This is a genomic window from Chitinophaga agri (assembly GCF_010093065.1).
GTDB classification, from domain to species: Bacteria; Bacteroidota; Bacteroidia; order Chitinophagales; family Chitinophagaceae; genus Chitinophaga; species Chitinophaga agri.
In genome coordinates this window covers 1,166,803-1,185,372 of record NZ_CP048113.1, presented here as the reverse complement: position 1 = coordinate 1,185,372, position 18,570 = coordinate 1,166,803, and the positions used below count along the sequence as shown (strand labels likewise).

19 protein-coding genes are annotated in these 18,570 nt (G+C 49.5%); 6 read left to right on the top strand and 13 right to left on the bottom strand.

Features of this window, described 5'->3' with window-relative positions; all coding sequences use genetic code 11:
• Position 1: 1 nt before the first annotated feature.
• The 11 genes from nuoK to GWR21_RS04410 form a co-directional block, all read right to left on the bottom strand.
• Positions 2 to 310, bottom strand: coding sequence for an NADH-quinone oxidoreductase subunit NuoK (nuoK, locus tag GWR21_RS04460; RefSeq protein WP_162330581.1), 309 nt, complete (start codon positions 308 to 310; stop codon positions 2 to 4).
• A 3-nt stretch (positions 311 to 313) separates the two neighbouring features.
• The gene (nuoJ, locus tag GWR21_RS04455) at positions 314 to 832 is read right to left on the bottom strand and encodes an NADH-quinone oxidoreductase subunit J (protein ID WP_162330580.1); all 519 of its coding nucleotides are present in this window, start codon (positions 830 to 832) and stop codon (positions 314 to 316) included.
• A gap of 12 nt (positions 833 to 844) precedes the next feature.
• Positions 845 to 1,360: an NADH-quinone oxidoreductase subunit NuoI gene (gene nuoI / locus GWR21_RS04450; RefSeq protein WP_162330579.1), complete on the bottom strand. Its 516-nt coding sequence runs from the start codon at positions 1,358 to 1,360 to the stop codon at positions 845 to 847.
• 88 nt (positions 1,361 to 1,448) lie between these two features.
• The gene (gene nuoH / locus GWR21_RS04445) at positions 1,449 to 2,405 is read right to left on the bottom strand and encodes an NADH-quinone oxidoreductase subunit NuoH (RefSeq protein WP_162330578.1); all 957 of its coding nucleotides are present in this window, start codon (positions 2,403 to 2,405) and stop codon (positions 1,449 to 1,451) included.
• 6 nt (positions 2,406 to 2,411) lie between these two features.
• Positions 2,412 to 5,108, bottom strand: coding sequence for an NADH-quinone oxidoreductase subunit NuoG (gene nuoG / locus GWR21_RS04440; protein WP_162330577.1), 2,697 nt, complete (start codon positions 5,106 to 5,108; stop codon positions 2,412 to 2,414).
• A gap of 11 nt (positions 5,109 to 5,119) precedes the next feature.
• Positions 5,120 to 6,394, bottom strand: a complete 1,275-nt coding sequence (gene nuoF / locus GWR21_RS04435) for an NADH-quinone oxidoreductase subunit NuoF (RefSeq protein ID WP_162330576.1) — start codon at positions 6,392 to 6,394, stop codon at positions 5,120 to 5,122.
• 2 nt (positions 6,395 to 6,396) lie between these two features.
• The gene (gene nuoE / locus GWR21_RS04430; RefSeq protein ID WP_162330575.1) at positions 6,397 to 6,861 is read right to left on the bottom strand and encodes an NADH-quinone oxidoreductase subunit NuoE; all 465 of its coding nucleotides are present in this window, start codon (positions 6,859 to 6,861) and stop codon (positions 6,397 to 6,399) included.
• 15 nt (positions 6,862 to 6,876) lie between these two features.
• Positions 6,877 to 8,619 carry an NADH-quinone oxidoreductase subunit C/D gene (gene nuoC / locus GWR21_RS04425; protein WP_162330574.1) on the bottom strand — a complete coding sequence of 581 codons (1,743 nt, stop codon included), beginning with the start codon at positions 8,617 to 8,619 and terminating at the stop codon, positions 6,877 to 6,879.
• 13 nt (positions 8,620 to 8,632) lie between these two features.
• Positions 8,633 to 9,271, bottom strand: a complete 639-nt coding sequence (locus GWR21_RS04420; RefSeq protein ID WP_162330573.1) for an NADH-quinone oxidoreductase subunit B — start codon at positions 9,269 to 9,271, stop codon at positions 8,633 to 8,635.
• Positions 9,243 to 9,689 carry an NADH-quinone oxidoreductase subunit A gene (locus tag GWR21_RS04415; RefSeq protein ID WP_162330572.1) on the bottom strand — a complete coding sequence of 149 codons (447 nt, stop codon included), beginning with the start codon at positions 9,687 to 9,689 and terminating at the stop codon, positions 9,243 to 9,245. Before GWR21_RS04415 ends, GWR21_RS04420 begins: the two co-directional genes overlap by 29 nt.
• Before the next feature lie 128 nt (positions 9,690 to 9,817).
• Positions 9,818 to 10,249 carry a CBS domain-containing protein gene (locus GWR21_RS04410; RefSeq protein WP_202929043.1) on the bottom strand — a complete coding sequence of 144 codons (432 nt, stop codon included), beginning with the start codon at positions 10,247 to 10,249 and terminating at the stop codon, positions 9,818 to 9,820.
• Positions 10,250 to 10,592: 343 nt separating this feature from the next.
• Here GWR21_RS04410 and GWR21_RS04405 point away from each other — a divergent pair, with 343 nt between their 5' ends.
• Positions 10,593 to 11,132, top strand: a complete 540-nt coding sequence (locus GWR21_RS04405) for a hypothetical protein (protein WP_162330571.1) — start codon at positions 10,593 to 10,595, stop codon at positions 11,130 to 11,132.
• 142 nt (positions 11,133 to 11,274) lie between these two features.
• On the opposite strand, the gene GWR21_RS04400 is transcribed toward GWR21_RS04405, so the two are convergent.
• Complete coding sequence (locus GWR21_RS04400) at positions 11,275 to 11,748, bottom strand: PepSY-like domain-containing protein (RefSeq protein WP_162330570.1); 474 nt, start codon at positions 11,746 to 11,748, stop codon at positions 11,275 to 11,277.
• A 276-nt stretch (positions 11,749 to 12,024) separates the two neighbouring features.
• On the opposite strand from GWR21_RS04400, the gene GWR21_RS04395 reads away from it, so the two are divergent.
• Positions 12,025 to 12,324: a hypothetical protein gene (locus GWR21_RS04395; protein WP_162330569.1), complete on the top strand. Its 300-nt coding sequence runs from the start codon at positions 12,025 to 12,027 to the stop codon at positions 12,322 to 12,324.
• Between the two features lie 57 nt (positions 12,325 to 12,381).
• Entirely contained in the window at positions 12,382 to 12,957 is a 576-nt protein-coding gene (locus GWR21_RS04390; protein ID WP_202929042.1) for an eCIS core domain-containing protein, read from the top strand.
• 302 nt (positions 12,958 to 13,259) lie between these two features.
• Here the strand turns inward: GWR21_RS04390 and GWR21_RS04385 are convergent, their stop codons facing one another.
• Positions 13,260 to 15,335, bottom strand: coding sequence for a glycosyl hydrolase family 18 protein (locus GWR21_RS04385; protein ID WP_162330568.1), 2,076 nt, complete (start codon positions 15,333 to 15,335; stop codon positions 13,260 to 13,262).
• Between the two features lie 303 nt (positions 15,336 to 15,638).
• Here GWR21_RS04385 and GWR21_RS04380 point away from each other — a divergent pair, with 303 nt between their 5' ends.
• The 3 genes from GWR21_RS04380 to GWR21_RS04370 are packed head-to-tail and all read left to right on the top strand — an operon-like array spanning position 15,639 to position 18,549.
• A complete protein-coding gene (locus tag GWR21_RS04380; RefSeq protein WP_162330567.1) occupies positions 15,639 to 16,211 on the top strand; it encodes a DUF4255 domain-containing protein in 573 nt (190 codons plus the stop codon).
• A gap of 14 nt (positions 16,212 to 16,225) precedes the next feature.
• Positions 16,226 to 17,029, top strand: a complete 804-nt coding sequence (locus GWR21_RS04375; RefSeq protein WP_162330566.1) for a hypothetical protein — start codon at positions 16,226 to 16,228, stop codon at positions 17,027 to 17,029.
• Positions 17,030 to 17,046: 17 nt separating this feature from the next.
• Entirely contained in the window at positions 17,047 to 18,549 is a 1,503-nt protein-coding gene (locus tag GWR21_RS04370) for a phage tail sheath family protein (protein WP_162330565.1), read from the top strand.
• Positions 18,550 to 18,570: the final 21 nt, after the last annotated feature.

The following is an 18,570-nucleotide window of genomic DNA, read 5'->3' as shown; positions in this document are numbered from 1 at the left end:
TTCAGTCTTTTAATTCCCGTAGATCTTCCACGTCCAGCGTTTTATGCTGATGGTGGATCTGCAATACCATGGCGAGTGCAACGGATACTTCTGCTGCCGCCATCGCCAGTATGAACAGGTACATGATCTGTCCGTCTGGCTGGTGCCAGCGGGAGCCTGCAGCAATGAACGCCAGCCCGGCTGCATTCAGCATGATCTCGATGGAGATCAGCATAAAGATGATGTTCTTTCTCGTCAGTGCACCCGCCAATCCCAGTGTAAACAGGATGGCGGCTACGATCAGGACAGTATGTGCTGATACAGGTACCATGGTCTATGCTTGTAAATACCGGTGCAGGTTCTTTTTCTTATGCTTCCCTATATGTGCCGCGCCTACAATACCGGTTGTTAAAAGAAAGCCGATCAGTTCAACGGCAATCATGTATTCTCCATAGAGGGACACGGCAATCTCCCGGGGTGTCACCACAGCTGTCGCTACTTCCTGCTGCGATTGCTGTAACAACAGGATCGCCATCTCCATCAGTAACACCAGTGTGAGTATACCCGGGCCTATCCATACGGCCGGCCGTAACCATTGCTTTTCCTGTTGCGCGGTCTCCCTACCCAGGTTCAGCATCATCACAACAAAGATGAACAGTACCATGATAGCACCTGCATAGATGATCACTTCCAGCGCTGCCGCAAAGGGCGCTCCCAGTGAAAGGAAAACCATGGAAATAGCCAGGAATGACACCACCAGGTATATCAATGCATGTATCGGGTGATAGCGTGTGATGACCATAATGGTAGACACGACGGCTACACCGGACGATATATAGAACAGGAGGGCCATAGTTTATAGTTTTCAGGGTAATAAACTTTTGATGTCTACCGGGGCTTCCTCATTATCTCCCTTTCCTTTCTCTTTCACGCCGGCACTCAGCCCTGCCATTTTATAGAAGTTATAACCAGGGTATTTGCCCTGACTATCTATCAGCAGGTCTTCTTTTTCGTACACCAGGTCCTGCCGCCGGTACTCGCCCATTTCAAAGTCCGGCGTCAGCTGAATAGCATACGTCGGACAAGCCTCTTCACAATACCCACAGAAGATACAACGGGAGAAGTTGATACGGAAGAACTCCGGGTACCGCCGGCCATTCGCATCTTCCGTAGCCTGTAACGCGATACAGTCCACCGGACAGGCAGCCGCACACAGGTAACAACCCACACAGCGTTCTCCGCCATCCGGATCTTTCGTGAGTACGATCCGTCCACGCCAGCGGGGCCGTAGCGGCACCTTTTCCTCCGGATATTGAATCGTGGCCCTCTTCTGGAAAAGATGCAGAAATACCAGCCACATTGTACGCAGATGACTAATCATTGTGTTCAGTTTTGACGCTTCATAACGGGAAGGGCGTTCAGTTCCTGGCTCCTGATGCCCGATTCCTGATGATTGCTAAATGGATCTGTTAGTGTTTCAATGAAAGCGCGATCGCACCGGTTACCAGTAAATTCAGTAATACCAGTGGTAATAACAGCTTCCAGCCATATGTCAGCAACTGGTCGTACCGTGGACGTGGCAGTGACGCCCGTAACAGGATGAACAGCGCGATAAATAAAAACGTCTTGCCAAAGAACCAGACTACCGGTGGCAGGAATGAAGGTCCCAGCCATCCGCCAAAGAAAAGTGTTACCGTCATCGCAGAGATCAGGGTGATGCCAAGGTATTCTCCTATGAAGAACATGCCGAACTTCATGCCCGAGTATTCCGCGTGAAACCCTGCTACCAGCTCGCTTTCTGCTTCCGGTATATCAAAGGGCAAACGGTGCGTCTCCGCCAGTCCGGCAATAAAGAAGATCACGAACCCCACCGGTTGCAATACAACAAACCACATCTTTTCCTGCGCGGCGACAATCTCTGCCAGGTTGAAAGACCTGCTCAGCATCACCACACCCATTAATGACAGGCCCATAAATACTTCATACGCGATCATCTGCGAAGCGCCGCGCAATGCACCCAGTAACGAGTACTTATTGTTAGACGCCCATCCACCCAGTACTATACTGTACACGCCCAATGAAGACATGGCGAGGAAGAACAGCAGCCCTACGTTCAGATCGGCTACGACGATGCCCGGTGCAAAGGGCACGATCACAAAGCTCATCAGCACACTGGCCACGACGATAGCAGGCGCAAGGATGAACACCCACTTGTCTGCAAACGGTGGTATCCAGTCTTCTTTAAAGAACAGTTTCAGCGTATCTGCCAATACAATGAACAGTCCTAACGGCCCCGCTCTATTCGGACCCAGCCTGTCCTGCCATACGGCCAGCAGCCTTCGTTCCACCCATATCAGGCCCGCTGCAATATTCAGCAGTACGAAGAGTACACCCAGTACGATCCAGATATGTTGCATGACTGTCATATCTTGTTATTTAAAAACGTTTACCCATGTGCCCCAGTTGAAGGCTTCCATATGATTGAGCGCTGCCCTGAGTATCACAATGCCATCGGGCATGTGTCCGGGTATCTCCAGCGGAAATGTATATACGTTATTGTTGGTTTGTAACGATACGGTGTCTCCGGCATTGACCTGCAGCGCTGCCGCATCTTTTTGTGACAGCAGGATGGCCGGTGGGCGTGACAGTGCCGCAATACCTTTTGTATACATGCTCAGTTCTCCGGAACCAAACAACTGATATTGTGGTAGCAGGTACCACTTCCCCTGCCGGGGGATAAAGGCCTCCGGTATATCCTGGAAGAATACCGGGGCAGCGCCTGTCTGCTCGAACAACCGTACTCCCGGATCGCCTCCTTTCAGTGCGCCGCCTGTTTCCTGCTGGTATTTATTCACTGCCTGGGCCGAGTTCCATCCTGGCGCCCAGAAGTAAGGTATCAGCGGTGCCGGTGGCATGCCCCTGTATCCTTCCATGGTGAATGATAAGGGGGAATCATCATCCTGTAGTGGTTTCGGCTCACTCACCGCCTGATTGGCCTGCATAGCTGTACGACCACTGTACCGTTGTGACTCCCGTGGTATACGTGCGCCATGTATACGGAAATCGTGTGACGGCACAACAGTGGAGATACCCCTGAACTGCGGACAGGCCTTTTCCAGTCCTGACAGCATTTCATCCGGATGTACGTCATGGCCGTTGGAGATCGCCCTGCGGATCGTCTTCATTTCAAACAGCCATTTGAAACTTTCCTTCAGCGGTGCATCCTGCGGCATGAATACCTGGTAACTACGTTGTGCCCTGCCTTCATTGTTGATGAATGTACCATCGCCTTCTGCAAAACTGGCAACCGGTATCAGTACATCCGCTTTTTCTGTGGTGGGGTTATGAAGTATATCAAGCACCACTATCTGCCGGCAGGCTTTAAAGAAGGCATCTGCCTGTGCAGTGGGAATATTTCTGTACAGATCATTTTCGAGGATCACTGCTGTTACATCGCTATGCCGTTGCACTACTTCCAATGCTTTTTCGAAAGACGCGGCCCCGGTCATCGCCAGCCCCAGGCTGTTACATTCCGGTACTACAAAGGCAAGCCCTGCCTTTTCCGCTGTTTGCAACGCGCAGGCGATATCATATGCGGCCCTGATCAGCGCTTCACTGCACGCAGCAGTACCTGTGATAATCACCGGATGTTTTGCCTGCTGCAGCCGTTGCGCGATCATCGTGGCATGTGCTGCCTGTCCTCTGGAAAGCTGCGTCACAGCAGGCAATGCATTATTCAGCAGATGCGCTATCTGGAATCCCAGTCGGGCGATATCGTCGGGGGCACAGTGTATATTACATGCTGCGATCTCATCGAGGGGGGAAGGCAGTACCCCCGTATTCACAAGAAACCCTTTCTCTTCCTGTACTAATTCTTTCAGGGCGGCGTCATGCCACGAGGGCAGGGGTACCTGCTCCTGTACGTGCGCGGCTGCTGTTCTGATCACGGATTGCCGTACTGCTAATGCCATGATCGGCGCAGTGTTCCAGATGTCTTCTCCCAATATCAGCACGGCATCTGCCTGTTCTATTTCTTTGAGTGAGGGGGTATGTATGCTGCCGGATTGAAGGATGCTCACGATCTTCTGTCCTAGAAATACCTGGTTGTCCGGCAGCCCCTGATAGAAGTAATCCTTACCCGCCAGTTCCATTAATGCATAGTTACTTTCAATAGATGCCCTGGGCGATCCGATGCCGATAACAGTATGCCCCAATAGTATATTCGGCAGGTGTGCGACCAGGGTCCTTTCATCGACAGCTTCCGCGGCACGCTTACGTATCAGCAGCTGCCGGATGCGGTTCTCACTGTTCACGAACTCATAGCCGAAACGGCCCTTGTCACAAAGGAAGTAGCCGTTCACTTCACTGTTATACCGGTTGATGATGCTGCGTAGTTTTCCATACCGCTCGCCGGCTATCACATTACATCCCAGGCTACAATGCTGACAGATGGCCGGTGCATTCGTCAGATCCCATTTGCGGGTATAATGCTCTTTTAATGTTTTATCGGTGAATACGCCTGTAGGACATACTTCGGCGAGGTTACCACTGAAAGGACTTTCCAGTACGCCATCTTTTTCTCTGCCAAAATACACATGATTATGTGCCGAGAACACATTCAGATCTTTGCCACCTGCATAGTCCCTGTAGTATCTCACACAACGATAACATTGTATACAGCGGTTCATCTCATGATTGATCAGCGGACCGAGATACTGGTTCGGGTAAGTCCTTTTCCTGAAATGGTAACGCCGGTATTCATGGCCTGTCATGACTGTTACATCCTGCAGGTGACAACTGCCTCCTTCATCGCAGACGGGACAGTCGTGCGGGTGATTGGTCATCAGCCATTCAATGACCTGTGCGCGGAAGGCTTTCGCAAAAGGATCGCTGACGGAAGCACGCAGGCCGTCTCTGATCCCTTCCATGCAGCTCATCACAATACGCCCCCTGGTGTCTTCTTCGTCCTTAAATACCTTTACAGCGCACTGCCGGCAGGCGCCGATACTGCCCATGGCCGGATGCCAGCAGAAGTAGGGAAGGTCCATGCCCAGGCTCAGGCAGGCTTCCAGCAGGTTCTTACCTGCCTTGACTTCATACGGCACATTATCTAGGTAGATGCGTGGCATTGCTCAGTGATTTAGTCATACGGACATTTTTTGTGCTCCACATGCTTTTCAAAATCTTCCCTGAAATACTTCAGCGCACTCTGTAATGGTTCCATCGCTCCCGGCGCCAGTGCGCAGAACGTATTACCGGGACCGAGATACTGCGTATGCAGCTGTAACAGTTCAAGGTCTTCCGGTTTCCCTTCGCCCTTTTCCAGCGACAGCAGTATTTTCTCTACCCATGGCAGGCCTTCCCGGCATGGTGTGCACCATCCGCAGCTCTCCTGTGCGAAGAAGTGCTGCAGGTTATGTACGAACCCAACGGGACATGTCGAATCGTCTAATACGATCATAGTGCCGGTACCTAGTCTGCTGCCGGCAGCTGCTACGGACTTATAATCCATCTTAATATCCAGGTGCTGCGTAGTGAGAAAGTCAGTCGATGCCCCTCCGGGTAAGACCCCTCTCAGCGAACAGCCGGCTTTCATACCTCCTGCATGCTCTTCTATCAGCTCCCGCATCGTCACCCCCATGGGCAGTTCCCAGGCGCCCGGGCGCTTTACCTTACCACTCACACCATACACTTTGGTACCGCCATCATCACTATAGCTCAGCCCTTTGAACCAGTCCGCACCATTATTGACAATATGCGGTACGCAGCAAAGTGTCTCAACATTATTGACGATAGTGGGCTTGCCAAACAGTCCGCTGATCTGTGGAAAGGGCGGTTTCGCCCTTGGTGTGGCACGCTTACCTTCCAGCGCATTTAACAACGCAGTTTCCTCACCACACATGTAACGGCCTACACCCGTGTGCAGGTGCATCTCCAGGTGAAAGCCACTGCCAAGTATATCCTTTCCGAGATAGCCGGCATCATACGCTTCCTGGATACTTTTCCGTATCAGACCGGCGGCCTTATGATAGGCCCAGCGAAGGAAGACATAGGCGATATCGGCCTGTATGGCATAGGCAGCGAGTATCATCCCTTCTATGAGCTGATGCGGATTTCCTTCGAGTAACAGCCGGTCTTTGAATGTACCGGGTTCCATTTCATCCGCGTTAGCGATCAGATATGTCGGATGGGCGGCTTTATCACCCATCGGTATAAGGCCCCACTTCATGCCTGTACTGAAACCTGCGCCACCACGTCCCTTGAGGTTACTATCCTTTACGAGTTCCTGGACAGCAGCAGGATTCATACTGCTGCATACCTTGCGTAATGCGACATAGCCACCTGTCCGCTCGTATTCTTTCAGGTTGAGCGGCGGACGGTCCGGATGGATATTACGTGTAAGCGGGCGTTCCATGATCATGTATATTGTTGAAGGATATCATCCAGCTGTTCGATCGTTACATCCCTGTACAGGTCTTTATCGATCATCAATGCCGGTGCATGGTCACAGCAACCCAGGCAGGCATTGGGTAAAAGTGTGAAACGGTTATCGGGACCTGTTTGTCCGAAACTGATCTGCAGTTTGCTTTGCAGGGCAGTATATAATTGTTTGTATCCCATCACATAACAGGAGATGCTGTCGCAGAGCAGAATAACGTGCCGGCCAACGGGCCTGCGGAAGATGAGGTTGTAGAAGGTAGCCACACTGTCTACTTCCGCCGGACTGATCTCCAGGTATTCCGCTATTTCGGCTACGCTTTCATCGCTGATCCATCCACGATGTTGCTGTACTATTTTCAGGGCCTCTATCACGGTCGCCCGCTTATGAGGCACCAGGCCGATTTCGTGATCAATCGCTTCCTTTTCAGTAATACTTAGCATAATGATCTGTTTTGACTATCTGTCAATATCTGCCAGCACATAATCAACACTTCCTAAAATTGAGAGCAGGTCGGCCACTGTGTATCCTCTGCTGATCAATGGCACCATCTGCATATGTGGGAACGACGGCGTTCGTATACGCGTTCTGTAGGAAGAGGTATTACCATCGCTGATCAGGTAGTAGCTGGTGGCTCCCTTGGTCGCTTCCACACAGCTCATCGCTTCTCCCGGCGGGATGACCGGTCCCCAGCTCACATTCAGGAAATGGGTGATCAGCGTTTCTATATCTTCCATCGTATGTTTCTTGATGGGCGGCGTAGTGAGCGGATGGTCCGCCTTATAATGGCCTGCAGGCATATTATCCAGGCACTGTTCAATGATGCGCAGGCTCTCCCGCATTTCGGCGACCCTTACGACAGACCGGTCATAGCAGTCGCCGTGCTGGGCAATGGGGATGTCAAAGTCAAACATTTCATAACCGGAGTAGGGACGTTTCTTGCGGAAGTCCCAGTCGAATCCGCAGGCGCGGATACCCGGGCCGGTTACCCCCCATTCTATGGCCTCTTCCAGGGTGTACACACCAATGCCTTTCGTGCGGGCCTTTATCAGGCTATTGCGCATCACCATATCATTAAACTCCTTGAGCTTTGCCGGAAAGCGTTTGACGAAGTCACGTACGAGCTGGTCCCATCCATTTGGCAGGTCCTGAGCTACGCCGCCGATGCGGAACCAGTTGGGGTGCATTCTGCCACCACACACTGCCTCTATCACATCAAATATCTTCTCCCGTTCGGTGAACATGTAGAAAACAGGTGATAGTTGCCCGAGGTCCTGCGCAAAGGTGCCGAACCATACCAGGTGACTGTTGATCCGGAACAGCTCACACAGCATCACCCGGATCACCTTTGCACGGTCAGGTATAGTGATTCCCGCCAGCTGTTCTACCGCCAGCAGATAGGAGAGGTTGTTCATGACACCACCGAGATAGTCAATGCGGTCGGTATAGGGAATATAGGTATGCCAGCTTTGCCGTTCTCCCATTTTCTCCGCCCCGCGGTGATGGAAGCCTATTTCAGGCACAGCATCTACGATCTCTTCGCCTTCCAGTTGTAATATGATGCGTAGTACACCGTGTGTACCGGGGTGTTGCGGACCGATATTCAGGAACATGAAATCGGCGTCTTCACTATGTGACTGCAGCCCCCATTCTGCTGGTTTGAAGCGTAATGCTTCCTGCTCAGCATCCTGCTTTTCATCCCACAGGCGGAATGGCCCCATTTCAGTTGCCCTGGCAGGGTGTTCCTTGCGTAAAGGATGTCCTGGCCAGGAGAGGGGCATTAACAGCCGTTGCAGGTGAGGATGGCCATCGAACCGGATGCCAAACATATCATAGATTTCGCGTTCGTACCAGTTTGCATTGAGGAAGACGGAAGTGATGGAGGGGAGGGTAGGGTATTCACCGGTCAGCGGCACTTTGAGGCGGATGAAATTATTTTCTTTATAGGATAAGAGCAGGTAGACTACCGAGAAGTCTGCGACGGGGAGCTGCTCTTTGCGGGCCCTGTCGCGTTCATCAATACCACAAAGGTCGTATAGCGACGAGTAGCCCTGCAGCTGCAGGAAGCTGACGGCAGCGACAATGTTGGCTTTACTGATCCATAAGGTCAATATGCCGTCAACCGTACGCTGTTGCTGAAGGGCATCAGCGCCAAAGCGTTGCTGCAGATCGGTTAATATGTCATGTATGGCAGTCTCCATAAAGTCGCGGCGTTTAAATTTCGTCTATGCTTCTGAAGGTGGTCATCTTTGCACGTTCTTCCCTTTTCTGCTCTTTCATGGATGGTTGTGCAGGTTTGATAACGCCTTGTTCCCCGATGACCCAGCTAAGGGGTCTGACTTCTTTGCCAACGGAATCGGCGAGTAGTACAAGGCCCTGCATAAACGCATCAGGTCTGGGCGGACAACCGGGAACGTATACATCCACAGGCAGGAATTTGTCTACACCCTGTACGACACTATAGATATCATACATGCCACCACTGTTGGCGCAGCTACCCATAGATATTACCCAGCGGGGTTCCATCATCTGTTCGTGTAGCCGTTTGATGATAGGTACCATTTTGATGAATACGGTGCCGGCGATCACCATCACATCGGCCTCGCGGGGCGTGCCACGGATCACTTCAGCACCGAAGCGGGCTACATCGTACTTGCTGGTAATGCTGGTAGCCATTTCTACAAAGCAGCAGCTAAGACCAAAGTGAAAGGGCCACATGGAGTTCTTCCGGCCCCAGGCCAGCAGGTCCTGGACAGAGGTGAGCATGATGCTTCTGCTGACGGCTTCTTCCATGCTGCCATTGCCTGATGTGTGCCCGGAGGGTTCACCCGGTTTGCTTAACCACCATTTCATGCTGCAGTTGTTTTTGTTTGTGAATTTTTAAGATCTTCTTCGCGTCAGCACCTATATCTAAAGCGCCAATGCCCCATTCATAGACCAGTACAACTACCAGCTGGGCAATGAATATAGCTGCACCAATATACCCGGGCCATCCCAGTTCGTAGAAGCCGAGCGCCCACAGCATGATAAATACAGCTTCAACGTCAAAGATGACGAAAAGCATGGCGACAAGATAAAACTGTGCGGAGAAGCGGATGCGTGCATTGCCGGTTTGTTCGATACCGCCTTCATAGGGCAGTCCGGTGGCACGCTCTTTATGATGCTGTCCCAGTATATAGGACAACGTTAGTATGGCCGCAAGCAGTACGACTACCAGGCATGCATATAGCAACAGGGGCCATAAGGGAACACTGAGTGATTCGTTTCCCATAAACAATAAGTTTTCCCTGAAGATGAATACGGGCGTATTCTATCTTTTAATTAAAAAGAAAGATGATTTTCCAATCCCTAAAGTAAAACTGTTGATGGCGCTAAATGGTGCTGTTTGCCCTAACGTGCTTAGCTAACGATGTAATGTTCCAGGTGTTGAATGATGAAGTCTTTGCTGTTGATGACATGCTTGACGATGTCACCGATGGAGATAATGCCGGTCAGTTCATTGTTTTCAATAACGGGGAGATGGCGGATGAACTTATTCGTCATCAGTTGCATGCAATATTCAATTTCGGTGTCTGGAGATACAAATACAGGATCATCGGTCATGATGTCGCTTACATGTGTCTCTTTGGAGGACCGACCTTTCAGGACGACTTTGCGTGCGTAATCCCGTTCAGTGAATATGCCTATCAATTTTCCACTTTCGTCCACAACTACTAGTGCGCCAAGATTTTTTTCTTCAAGAACTTCCAATGCTTCGTACACAGTGCAGGTGATGCAGATTGTGTAAATCATGTTTCCTTTTATCTGCAGGATATCTCTAACCTTATCCATGACAAAAGATTTAAGGATGCATTCTACTATTAAGTTATGCCTTTTTTAGCAATAAAACATCAGCTGCTATGAAAACTACCCGAAAGCCCTTGTCCGAACGAAGATAGAAAGAAGGGCCCGAAGCCGGTTTTATCCTGTCAGGTCACAGTTCCGGTGAACAGGGTATTGAAACAGCTTGAAGAGATGAATGCTATTCGTTACCAATGTATCAGCTACTTGTTATTTATATATCCACTGGATATTGAAGTGACCTCTAACTGACTAATTTGTAACAATTTGTATTGCCGGTTTGAAACTAACTGCTTAACTTTGTAAGCATTACTGTAACCTCAAAATAACTTGTATGGCCATTGTTAAGGATAACATCCTGTTACAGCTTGTCCGGGGCACCATCGGCAGGCAAATCACTATATACGAACGGAACGGGCAGATCATTATGGCGAAGAAGCGCGGTCCTTCCAATAAAAAACCAACACAAAAACAGCTGGAAGCTAGGCATAGGATGCTGATAGCCAGTGAATTAGCTAAAGAGATGATCGCTGATCCGGCAATAAAGGCGTATTATAAATCGAAGGCCGGACCTGGCCAGAATGCCTATAATATGGCAGTGAAGGATGCCTATCGTTCTCCGGAAGTGCAGAATATCCGTTTGGAAGACACGGAAGTGGTCGTGACAGCGATCGACGAATTCCGCGTAGCGGCAGTGGAAGTGAAGGTCGTTGATGCAGCAGGTGTCATTAAGGAGAGCGGCAAGGCGGAATTGAGCTGGAATGGCATAGAATGGCGTTATAAGGCGAAGACGCTGCCTGCCGGTGGGAAGATCATCGTAATAGCTGAGGACCTGCCCGGCAGGGACACGGTGAAGGAATTGCTGTTAGTCTGACCGAAAAGTGCGATTAATAGATTTTTCCCTGATATAGTGACTGATAGCTGCTATAAAAAATGGCCCGCGTTAGCGAGCCATATAAGATTCTTTTTGCTGTACGGGACTACCCGGATGGGCCGGGGTCATATGGAGAACGGATCTACTGTGCGCCGTCTTTTTTATCTTTCTTGTCTTTTTTATCTTTCTTATCAAGTTCGTTTTTAATCACCTTACCATCAGCGCTGAAAGTCACGTTTCTCTCTTCCGGTTTCTTTTTCAGTTCTACCTTATAGGTAACGGTGCTACCCGCAGTATGCTTATCTACATCATGGATGGTGTAACCAGCGAACTGTTGCTGTACGGCCTGTTTAACTGCAGCAGGCAGATCGGCGTCTTTGACGTCTTCTTTCTGCTTCACGAGTTTACCCGTGGCGTCATACCATACATCATGCTTTTCAAATTCAGCTTTATACTGGTTGTCCTTTAATTTCCATTTAACACCTGTGGCCTTGGGAAACTGCTGCTGAAAACTCTTGGTAACGGCTGCAGGAACATTCACCGGCTCTTTGTCGCTTTTCTGCGCATAGGAAGAAAAACCGGTTCCCAGGAGAAGTAATAAAATAAGATGCTTCATGAATACGTTTTTTATTTAACAGGCAAAATTAAGGAAAGAATCAGCATACGGAAAAATAAAGCACCAGATAGACAACAGAAACCGCTAATTGGGAAAGCAAATTTGATGAGGGATCGGGAATTGAGCAGATCAAAGCAGCCAGATTTATAAAGATGATCATCCTGGCTGGAATGACGGGACTATTCACTTTGCGACAACCAATTATTATTACTGATTCCTGATTCTTAATCCGTAACTTCATAGTATCGTATTTTCTCCCCACATAAACACCTGTTTATGATACAATTCCGCGCAATTAAAAGGTCCCTGGTACCTGATAACACGATGGCCGACTATATTAACAATCTTCCTGCCCGTTATAACAATTCCAAAGCAGAGAGAATAGCCGCCTATCTGACCCACCAGTTCAGTGACGAATGCTGTAAATCGCATCCGGATCACAGAGTGGAAATGAACATAGAATCCAGGTCAGAAGATGGAGACATAGTGCTCTATCACTATAGCAAAAGCTGCTGCGACACCTTTACCCGCCGGCTGACGCAAATAATTGATAAGAGCAAAGATTTATTTCCCTGACCAGGGACAATACAGTAAAAAAGCTGTACCTTTTATCCTTTCTTAACCCTTTGATCTATGACACAACATCAGTATAGTGAGCGCGAGCAATCCGCCAGTCGCGCCAACGCCAGTAACCTATCTTCCCAGGGACTGCAACGCAAAGCTGTAACCGGCTTTCTGCATACTACTCCTGTGCAGAAACAGGCTTTGCCAGAAGAGGAAATCCCTGCTCAGTTAGCGGCCATAGAAGAAGAGGAACCTGTGCAGATGGCTGCGCTGGAAGAAGAAGAACTGCCGGTACAGGCGAAATCTGCCATACAGCGCAAAGCAAATAATACAGGCATGCCGGACAACCTGAAGTCGGGTGTGGAATCACTCTCGGGGATGGACATGTCTGATGTGAAAGTTCACTATAACTCATCTCAGCCAGCGCAACTGAATGCGCATGCCTATGCGCAGGGCACTGATATACATGTCGCACCCGGACAGGAACAACACCTGCCGCATGAAGCGTGGCATGTTGTGCAACAGAAACAGGGGAGGGTGCAGGCCACTACACAGCTGAAGGAGAATGTACCGGTGAATGATGATGCGGGACTGGAGGCTGAAGCAGATGTGATGGGACAGAAGAGTGTAGGGTTGGGAAGCTGATGCTATTATGACCAATAATAATGGCATTTCCGAAACACTAATGGAAAATAAGCCCTCATGCCCCGGATAATAGGTATCTACGTTATATAAAGGTGAAGAAACGACGGGAAGAAGCCTGGTCTAAACAGACAGATCTATCCCAACATCCGCGGATCGCAGATAGCGTTGCTTCGAATGTTTAGAATAGTAAATGTAGGACGAAATATATATCCGGCATTTGAACGAGTCGTCGAAGATCTTCAACTGTTCTCCCCAGGACTCTTGCCTGAGGATCCTCTTTAGCCCAACTTTCGTCTCTAAGCCTACGGCTTATCTTCATGTGTGATCATCGGGCGGATCAGGAACCTGCTGATCAGCAGCCCCAGTACAATCCCCACCGCGAATATCAGTAATGCATCCTGCAAAGGAATAGTGACACAGGTAGCGCCCGTCTGCATTTTCGGCGTCATCCCGAAAGGTACTTCCCGGTTCAGGAAACCTGCCACTATGGCGAAGAAGGCAGTGACAAATATCGACCCCAGTAACACCCGTAATACCGTCTTCCGCCATTTCCATATCGTACCGCTCATCCGCAGATGATACGCATAGTAAAATGCTATCAGCAGGGTGATGATCAGGAAGAACAGCGCAACATAAGCAAAGAAATCGTCATCATCTTCTTCACGGTCCTTTACCAGTTCGCACGGATCGCTGAACATAAGTTTCAGGATAAACGCTTCATGTTCGAGGCGTTGCACCATCCTGGCCCACCAGCCCGGTCTGGGCGTTGTACGCGGTATCAGCGCGATTGTATCCAGGAAGGTGGTATCTATGCGGACAAACTTATCAGTGAGCACGTCCCATAATTCCCCATAACCATCGTCTGCGCCCAGTGGCCAGATGGCCACGCCTCCCAGTCCGGTGTTCAGGATGTAGTCATACTTTACATCCAGTGTATTCGCATCATCAAACCAGATCTCCGACGTGAGATTGCCCAGGGCATCTCTTTGTCTGATGACAGCTGCTACCGCATCTTCATCATAGCTAACGGAGGTATCAGAAGGGAACCTGTTCTTAATATCCGCATAAGAGATATACCGGGTAAAGAGATCTCTGCCATCCTTGCCTTTTTTCCATTCAGTACCGTAATAAGATAACAGAAGGATAAACTTAGCTGGTGCAATTTGCTGATTCAGCAACCGGGATACAACGGGTTCTATCGCTCTCCTGGCGTCGCCTTTCATAGGAGACAACGGACCCGCAGCAGCGCCACCAGCCTTTGTGAAATCAACCAGGAAATAATGACATACCGGATGCAGTGCCCGCAGGTCATAGGCAGCGCTTTCATCGTATGGAGGAATGGTAATGGCAATGCGGTATGGCTTGCTGCCACTGCTAAGGTGATTGTACAGCAAGGTAGCAAAGTCAGTAAATGCTTTCCGGTGTGTACCGTTCAGCGTGGCCAGCCATATATTGATACCATCGGCGTTGTGTTTTCGCAGTAATGCCGTTAATGAGTCTATGCAGTGTAGCTGCGATGCTTCATCTCTTAGCAGTGCTTCCACACGTGTTACATCTGTTTCGTAGAAGGTGAAGGTGCGGCTTCCTGCGAAGTTAAATAACGAGACTGAGTCGGGTACACGAGGCGCTTTCTCCGAAGTAGAGTAGCCGTAATAGTTAGCCTCGCTGAGCGTGGTAAAGTTGTAATGCAGATACCGGTCGCCCATCCAGTAGGGATGTATGCCCATCACCACCGCCTTATGTCCCAGCTGAACAGTGAATTGCCTGCCGGTGCTGTCATTGAAACTGAGGGTGTCTATCTGCAGGGGAGAACGGCCATACAGCGCCCGTATTTTCTGCAGGCGTTGCTGTTGCGCGGCACTGTTCCTTTCCTCCACTTCCTTCTGTTGCAGGATAGGCACGATCTTACTGATCAGTGCCGCGATATCTGTTTCAGTGACGGGAGCTGCAGGCTCTTCCTCTGCCGTTTCTTCGGATGTTGCAGGCGTAATGTCCTGTTTCGCCATGATCTTATCGATCAGTGCGCGCAGGGAGTCGAAATGCTGATTCTGCTGGAGGGATAACTGTTCGTTCAGCGCTTTGATATCGGCAGCAGTGGCCACGAGGGAATCGGCCATCACAGACCGGATAATGGTAATGACACGTTGCTGTTCCCTGGCCCGGGCGTTACGCCTGAACTGAAGGGAGGAGAGGATCCGCTGTAACAGCTTCACCTTTCCGGTAGTATCCTTCTGAAAGGCCGGTAGTGTGATCGTTTGCTGGTATTGCGTGGTGTCGTAAGTATACGTATATACTCCACCGTATGTTTTCGTTCCGTTCAGAAAGAATAGAAAAAGGAACAAAAATATACCGGGTATACTTTTGTAAATGGAATACATAAAAGATGAAATTTACCGACAACGCAGGAGCAAGTGTAACAATAATATTTAACAAAAAATAGGTAATTATTCATTTAAATAAAATTTTTATTAGTTTCATTTAACTGCTATCTTGTGCCGGATAACCAAAAAAATAAATCCGTTAAAAGATCCTAACACCCTGACATTCCACCCGGTAGAACGGGACTATGAAGACTAACTACAACCGTTATGTCATTATAAAGCACGACACTGTGAACTGCCTCTGGTAGCACATTGTGAGCCTCAGATCAACTGAGTACTTCCTGATAAAATAATAGCCATATGATTTACGAAACCTTATCATGCGTCACTGAAGTGATCAATAGTCATTTCATCAGGCAACTGCATGTCAATGAGGATAAAGTGATATTGTCCGGTATCGTAAACCAGGATGGAAGTGTAGCTGTACAAGGTGAGAACAAGGTACTTGTAACGCTGATAAACATTGAGAAAGAAGCGATGGGGAAAGGTGTGCCCGGTTATAACGCAGGCATGGTACAGGCGAAGACAACGCCGCCTGTATGCATTAACCTGTATGTATTGTTCTCGGCATATTTTACCGCGAATAACTATGCGGAAGCATTGCGGTTTATTTCCTTTGTCATGGCTTTTTTTCAGTCGCGCAATGTGCTTACACCAGACAACACGCCATCGCTGGACCGACGTATAGACAAGCTGGTTTTTGAAATGGAAAGTATGGGGCCCGAACGTTTAAACAACGTGTGGGCAACGCTTGGCGCCAAGTATATGCCATCCGTCATATACAAGATGCGCATGCTCACATTCGATGACAGCATTATCAGAGAATACAGGCCGGCTGTATCGGACATCACTACAAACGATAAACTTCTGTAAACAACATTACAGTAATGGGATTCACTTTGCTGACGGAAATTTATTTCCGTCACGGGTTCTATGCTGATAACTGTTTCAGAAACATACGTCTGCTCCTGCCACAACAAACAGCAACAGAGATGCGACGTTACGAATTGCTTTTCCGCAGATTGCCGGACAGGATTGCCATACTCAGTAATGACGGCAGTACTGACCGGTCCGCATTATTGCAACAGGGTATTACACTCGTGTTTGATATGCAGCTGCAGGATGCGCATTTCTATAACTATACCGCACTGGAACAGACGGATGTGACAGGAACCATGTTACTGTTCAGCAATCAGCACGCATGTGCACCAGGTACATTACACAGACAGGCAACTGTATCTGCGGATGATCTCATCCCTGCAGAAAGCGCGGGTATAGCTGCCCGCCCGTTTGCCAGGATCGTACTTGCCTTTACACCTGCGCTGCTACCCGTATACGACATCTGCTTTACCGCAAAGGCCACCAGGTGGTGCTACTTCCTGATGAGCAGCAACCTGTTGTCGCTCACAAACCCATCCATTGTTGATGCAAGGGGCAGTGTACAATTCACTGCACCGCAGCTGATAGATCTGCCCGACGGAAGACGTGTTCCCGCACTTATCTCCGGACAGGCATTGACGTTATCACAGCGGCCGGCTTATACCTTCCAGCTCATAGACAGGATCGGGGATAGTGAACAATTCCATACCATCATTCACGCATTGCCTTCACCTGATATTACAAGACTATCTGCCGCAGCAATGCCTGTATATGACCGTACACAGGCATACTCGGAGATCTTTTTATATTAAATCAAATCCGCACAGCTATGGCTTCAACACTCATGACTCCGGGCGTTTACATAGAAGAAAAAAACGCCTTCCCCAGTTCTGCCGTCGCCGTCGAAACAGCAGTTCCCGTCTTTATCGGCTACACACACAAAGCCGAACGGTTCGGTAAATCGCTTCTGCAGAAGCCGACCCGTGTGACTTCCTTCGCGGAATTTGTGGAAATGTTCGGCGCGGGCTTTCATCCCAAATTCAGCATCGCTGATCCCGCTGCTGACTACAAAGGAGAGACCTTTATTGTCAATGGCGCTCCAAAGACTGTACAGATCAAGGAAAAGAACACTTTCTATCTGTACAACAGTATCCGCCTGTTCTACGCGAACGGTGGCAGTAACTGTTACATCGTTTCCGTAGGTACCTATGGTGATAAACCAGACGGGCTGGAAGTATCGCTGGACGACTTCATCGGATCGGACACTAAACCCGACATCCTGTTGCTGCTCGAAAAGGAATTTGAACCTACGCTCGTGGTGATCCCTGACGTGATCGCCCTGGGTGAAAATGCCTACAATACTGTTTACACAAAAGTATTGGCGCATTGTGCGAAAACACAGAGCCGCTTCGGCATCTTCGACCTGGCACAACAGGGTCCTACCGACACAACCGATGCGATCGTAGCTGCTTTCAGAGACAAGATCGGTATCAATGCACTTAACTACGGTGCGGCCTATTATCCGTGGTTGAAAACGGCGATCGTACAGGCAAATGAGATCGACTTTGAAAACCTCGACGCCAGCGTTGACCTGGGTACCCTGCTGCCGGAAGAACTGGCGAAGAAAGTAGTGACTGCCTATAAGGCCATAGCTGCACCGGACGCCAACGCCAAGAAGAACTATCATCAGTCACTCAGAGCATCCAGCCCGGTATATGTGAGTATCCTGGAAGAGATCCGCTCCAAACTGAACGAACTGCCGCCAAGTGGTGCAATGGCAGGTATCTATACCCTGGTGGATAGCAGCCGTGGTGTATGGAAGGCACCGGCTAACGTATCTGTCAGCATGGTGAACGCTCCTTCCGTGAATATTTCTGCGGATGAGCAGAAACAACTGAACGTGGATGTTCTCGCCGGTAAGTCCATCAACGTGATCCGCCCTTTCCCGGGCGTAGGTACACTGGTATGGGGTGGCAGAACACTGGACGGTAACAGTCTGGACTGGTGTTATGTAAACGTACGCCGTACCCTCATCATGATAGAACAGTCTATCAAACTGGCGGCACGTACCTATGTGTTTGAGCCGAATGATGCGACCACCTGGGTGACTGTAAAAGCCATGATAGACAACTTCCTGAATAACCTCTGGAAACAGGGTGCACTGGCAGGAGCCGCACCGGAACAGGCGTACGATGTACAGCTCGGGCTGGGCACTACCATGACCCCACAGGACATCCTGGAAGGTAAGATGCTGATCAATGTGAAAGTAGCGGTGGTAAGACCTGCTGAATTCATTGTGATCACATTCCAGCAGATGATGCAGCAATCATAAACCGATACAACGGAACCTCTT

Excerpts from the sequence above, each read along its gene's own strand:
- GWR21_RS04385 (WP_162330568.1), bottom strand. The coding sequence starts at position 15,335 with ATGTATTCCATTTACAAAAGTATACCCGGTATATTTTTGTTCCTTTTT.
- nuoG (WP_162330577.1), bottom strand. The coding sequence starts at position 5,108 with ATGCCACGCATCTACCTAGATAATGTGCCGTATGAAGTCAAGGCAGGT.
- nuoH (WP_162330578.1), bottom strand. The coding sequence starts at position 2,405 with ATGACAGTCATGCAACATATCTGGATCGTACTGGGTGTACTCTTCGTA.
- GWR21_RS04400 (WP_162330570.1), bottom strand. The coding sequence starts at position 11,748 with ATGAAGCATCTTATTTTATTACTTCTCCTGGGAACCGGTTTTTCTTCC.
- nuoK (WP_162330581.1), bottom strand. The coding sequence starts at position 310 with ATGGTACCTGTATCAGCACATACTGTCCTGATCGTAGCCGCCATCCTG.
- GWR21_RS04420 (WP_162330573.1), bottom strand. The coding sequence starts at position 9,271 with ATGAAATGGTGGTTAAGCAAACCGGGTGAACCCTCCGGGCACACATCA.
- nuoI (WP_162330579.1), bottom strand. The coding sequence starts at position 1,360 with ATGATTAGTCATCTGCGTACAATGTGGCTGGTATTTCTGCATCTTTTC.
- GWR21_RS04370 (WP_162330565.1), top strand. The coding sequence starts at position 17,047 with ATGGCTTCAACACTCATGACTCCGGGCGTTTACATAGAAGAAAAAAAC.
- nuoE (WP_162330575.1), bottom strand. The coding sequence starts at position 6,861 with ATGCTAAGTATTACTGAAAAGGAAGCGATTGATCACGAAATCGGCCTG.
- GWR21_RS04375 (WP_162330566.1), top strand. The coding sequence starts at position 16,226 with ATGGGATTCACTTTGCTGACGGAAATTTATTTCCGTCACGGGTTCTAT.
- nuoJ (WP_162330580.1), bottom strand. The coding sequence starts at position 832 with ATGGCCCTCCTGTTCTATATATCGTCCGGTGTAGCCGTCGTGTCTACC.
- GWR21_RS04390 (WP_202929042.1), top strand. The coding sequence starts at position 12,382 with ATGACACAACATCAGTATAGTGAGCGCGAGCAATCCGCCAGTCGCGCC.
- GWR21_RS04380 (WP_162330567.1), top strand. The coding sequence starts at position 15,639 with ATGATTTACGAAACCTTATCATGCGTCACTGAAGTGATCAATAGTCAT.
- GWR21_RS04395 (WP_162330569.1), top strand. The coding sequence starts at position 12,025 with ATGATACAATTCCGCGCAATTAAAAGGTCCCTGGTACCTGATAACACG.
- nuoF (WP_162330576.1), bottom strand. The coding sequence starts at position 6,394 with ATGGAACGCCCGCTTACACGTAATATCCATCCGGACCGTCCGCCGCTC.
- GWR21_RS04410 (WP_202929043.1), bottom strand. The coding sequence starts at position 10,249 with ATGGATAAGGTTAGAGATATCCTGCAGATAAAAGGAAACATGATTTAC.
- nuoC (WP_162330574.1), bottom strand. The coding sequence starts at position 8,619 with ATGGAGACTGCCATACATGACATATTAACCGATCTGCAGCAACGCTTT.
- GWR21_RS04415 (WP_162330572.1), bottom strand. The coding sequence starts at position 9,689 with ATGGGAAACGAATCACTCAGTGTTCCCTTATGGCCCCTGTTGCTATAT.
- GWR21_RS04405 (WP_162330571.1), top strand. The coding sequence starts at position 10,593 with ATGGCCATTGTTAAGGATAACATCCTGTTACAGCTTGTCCGGGGCACC.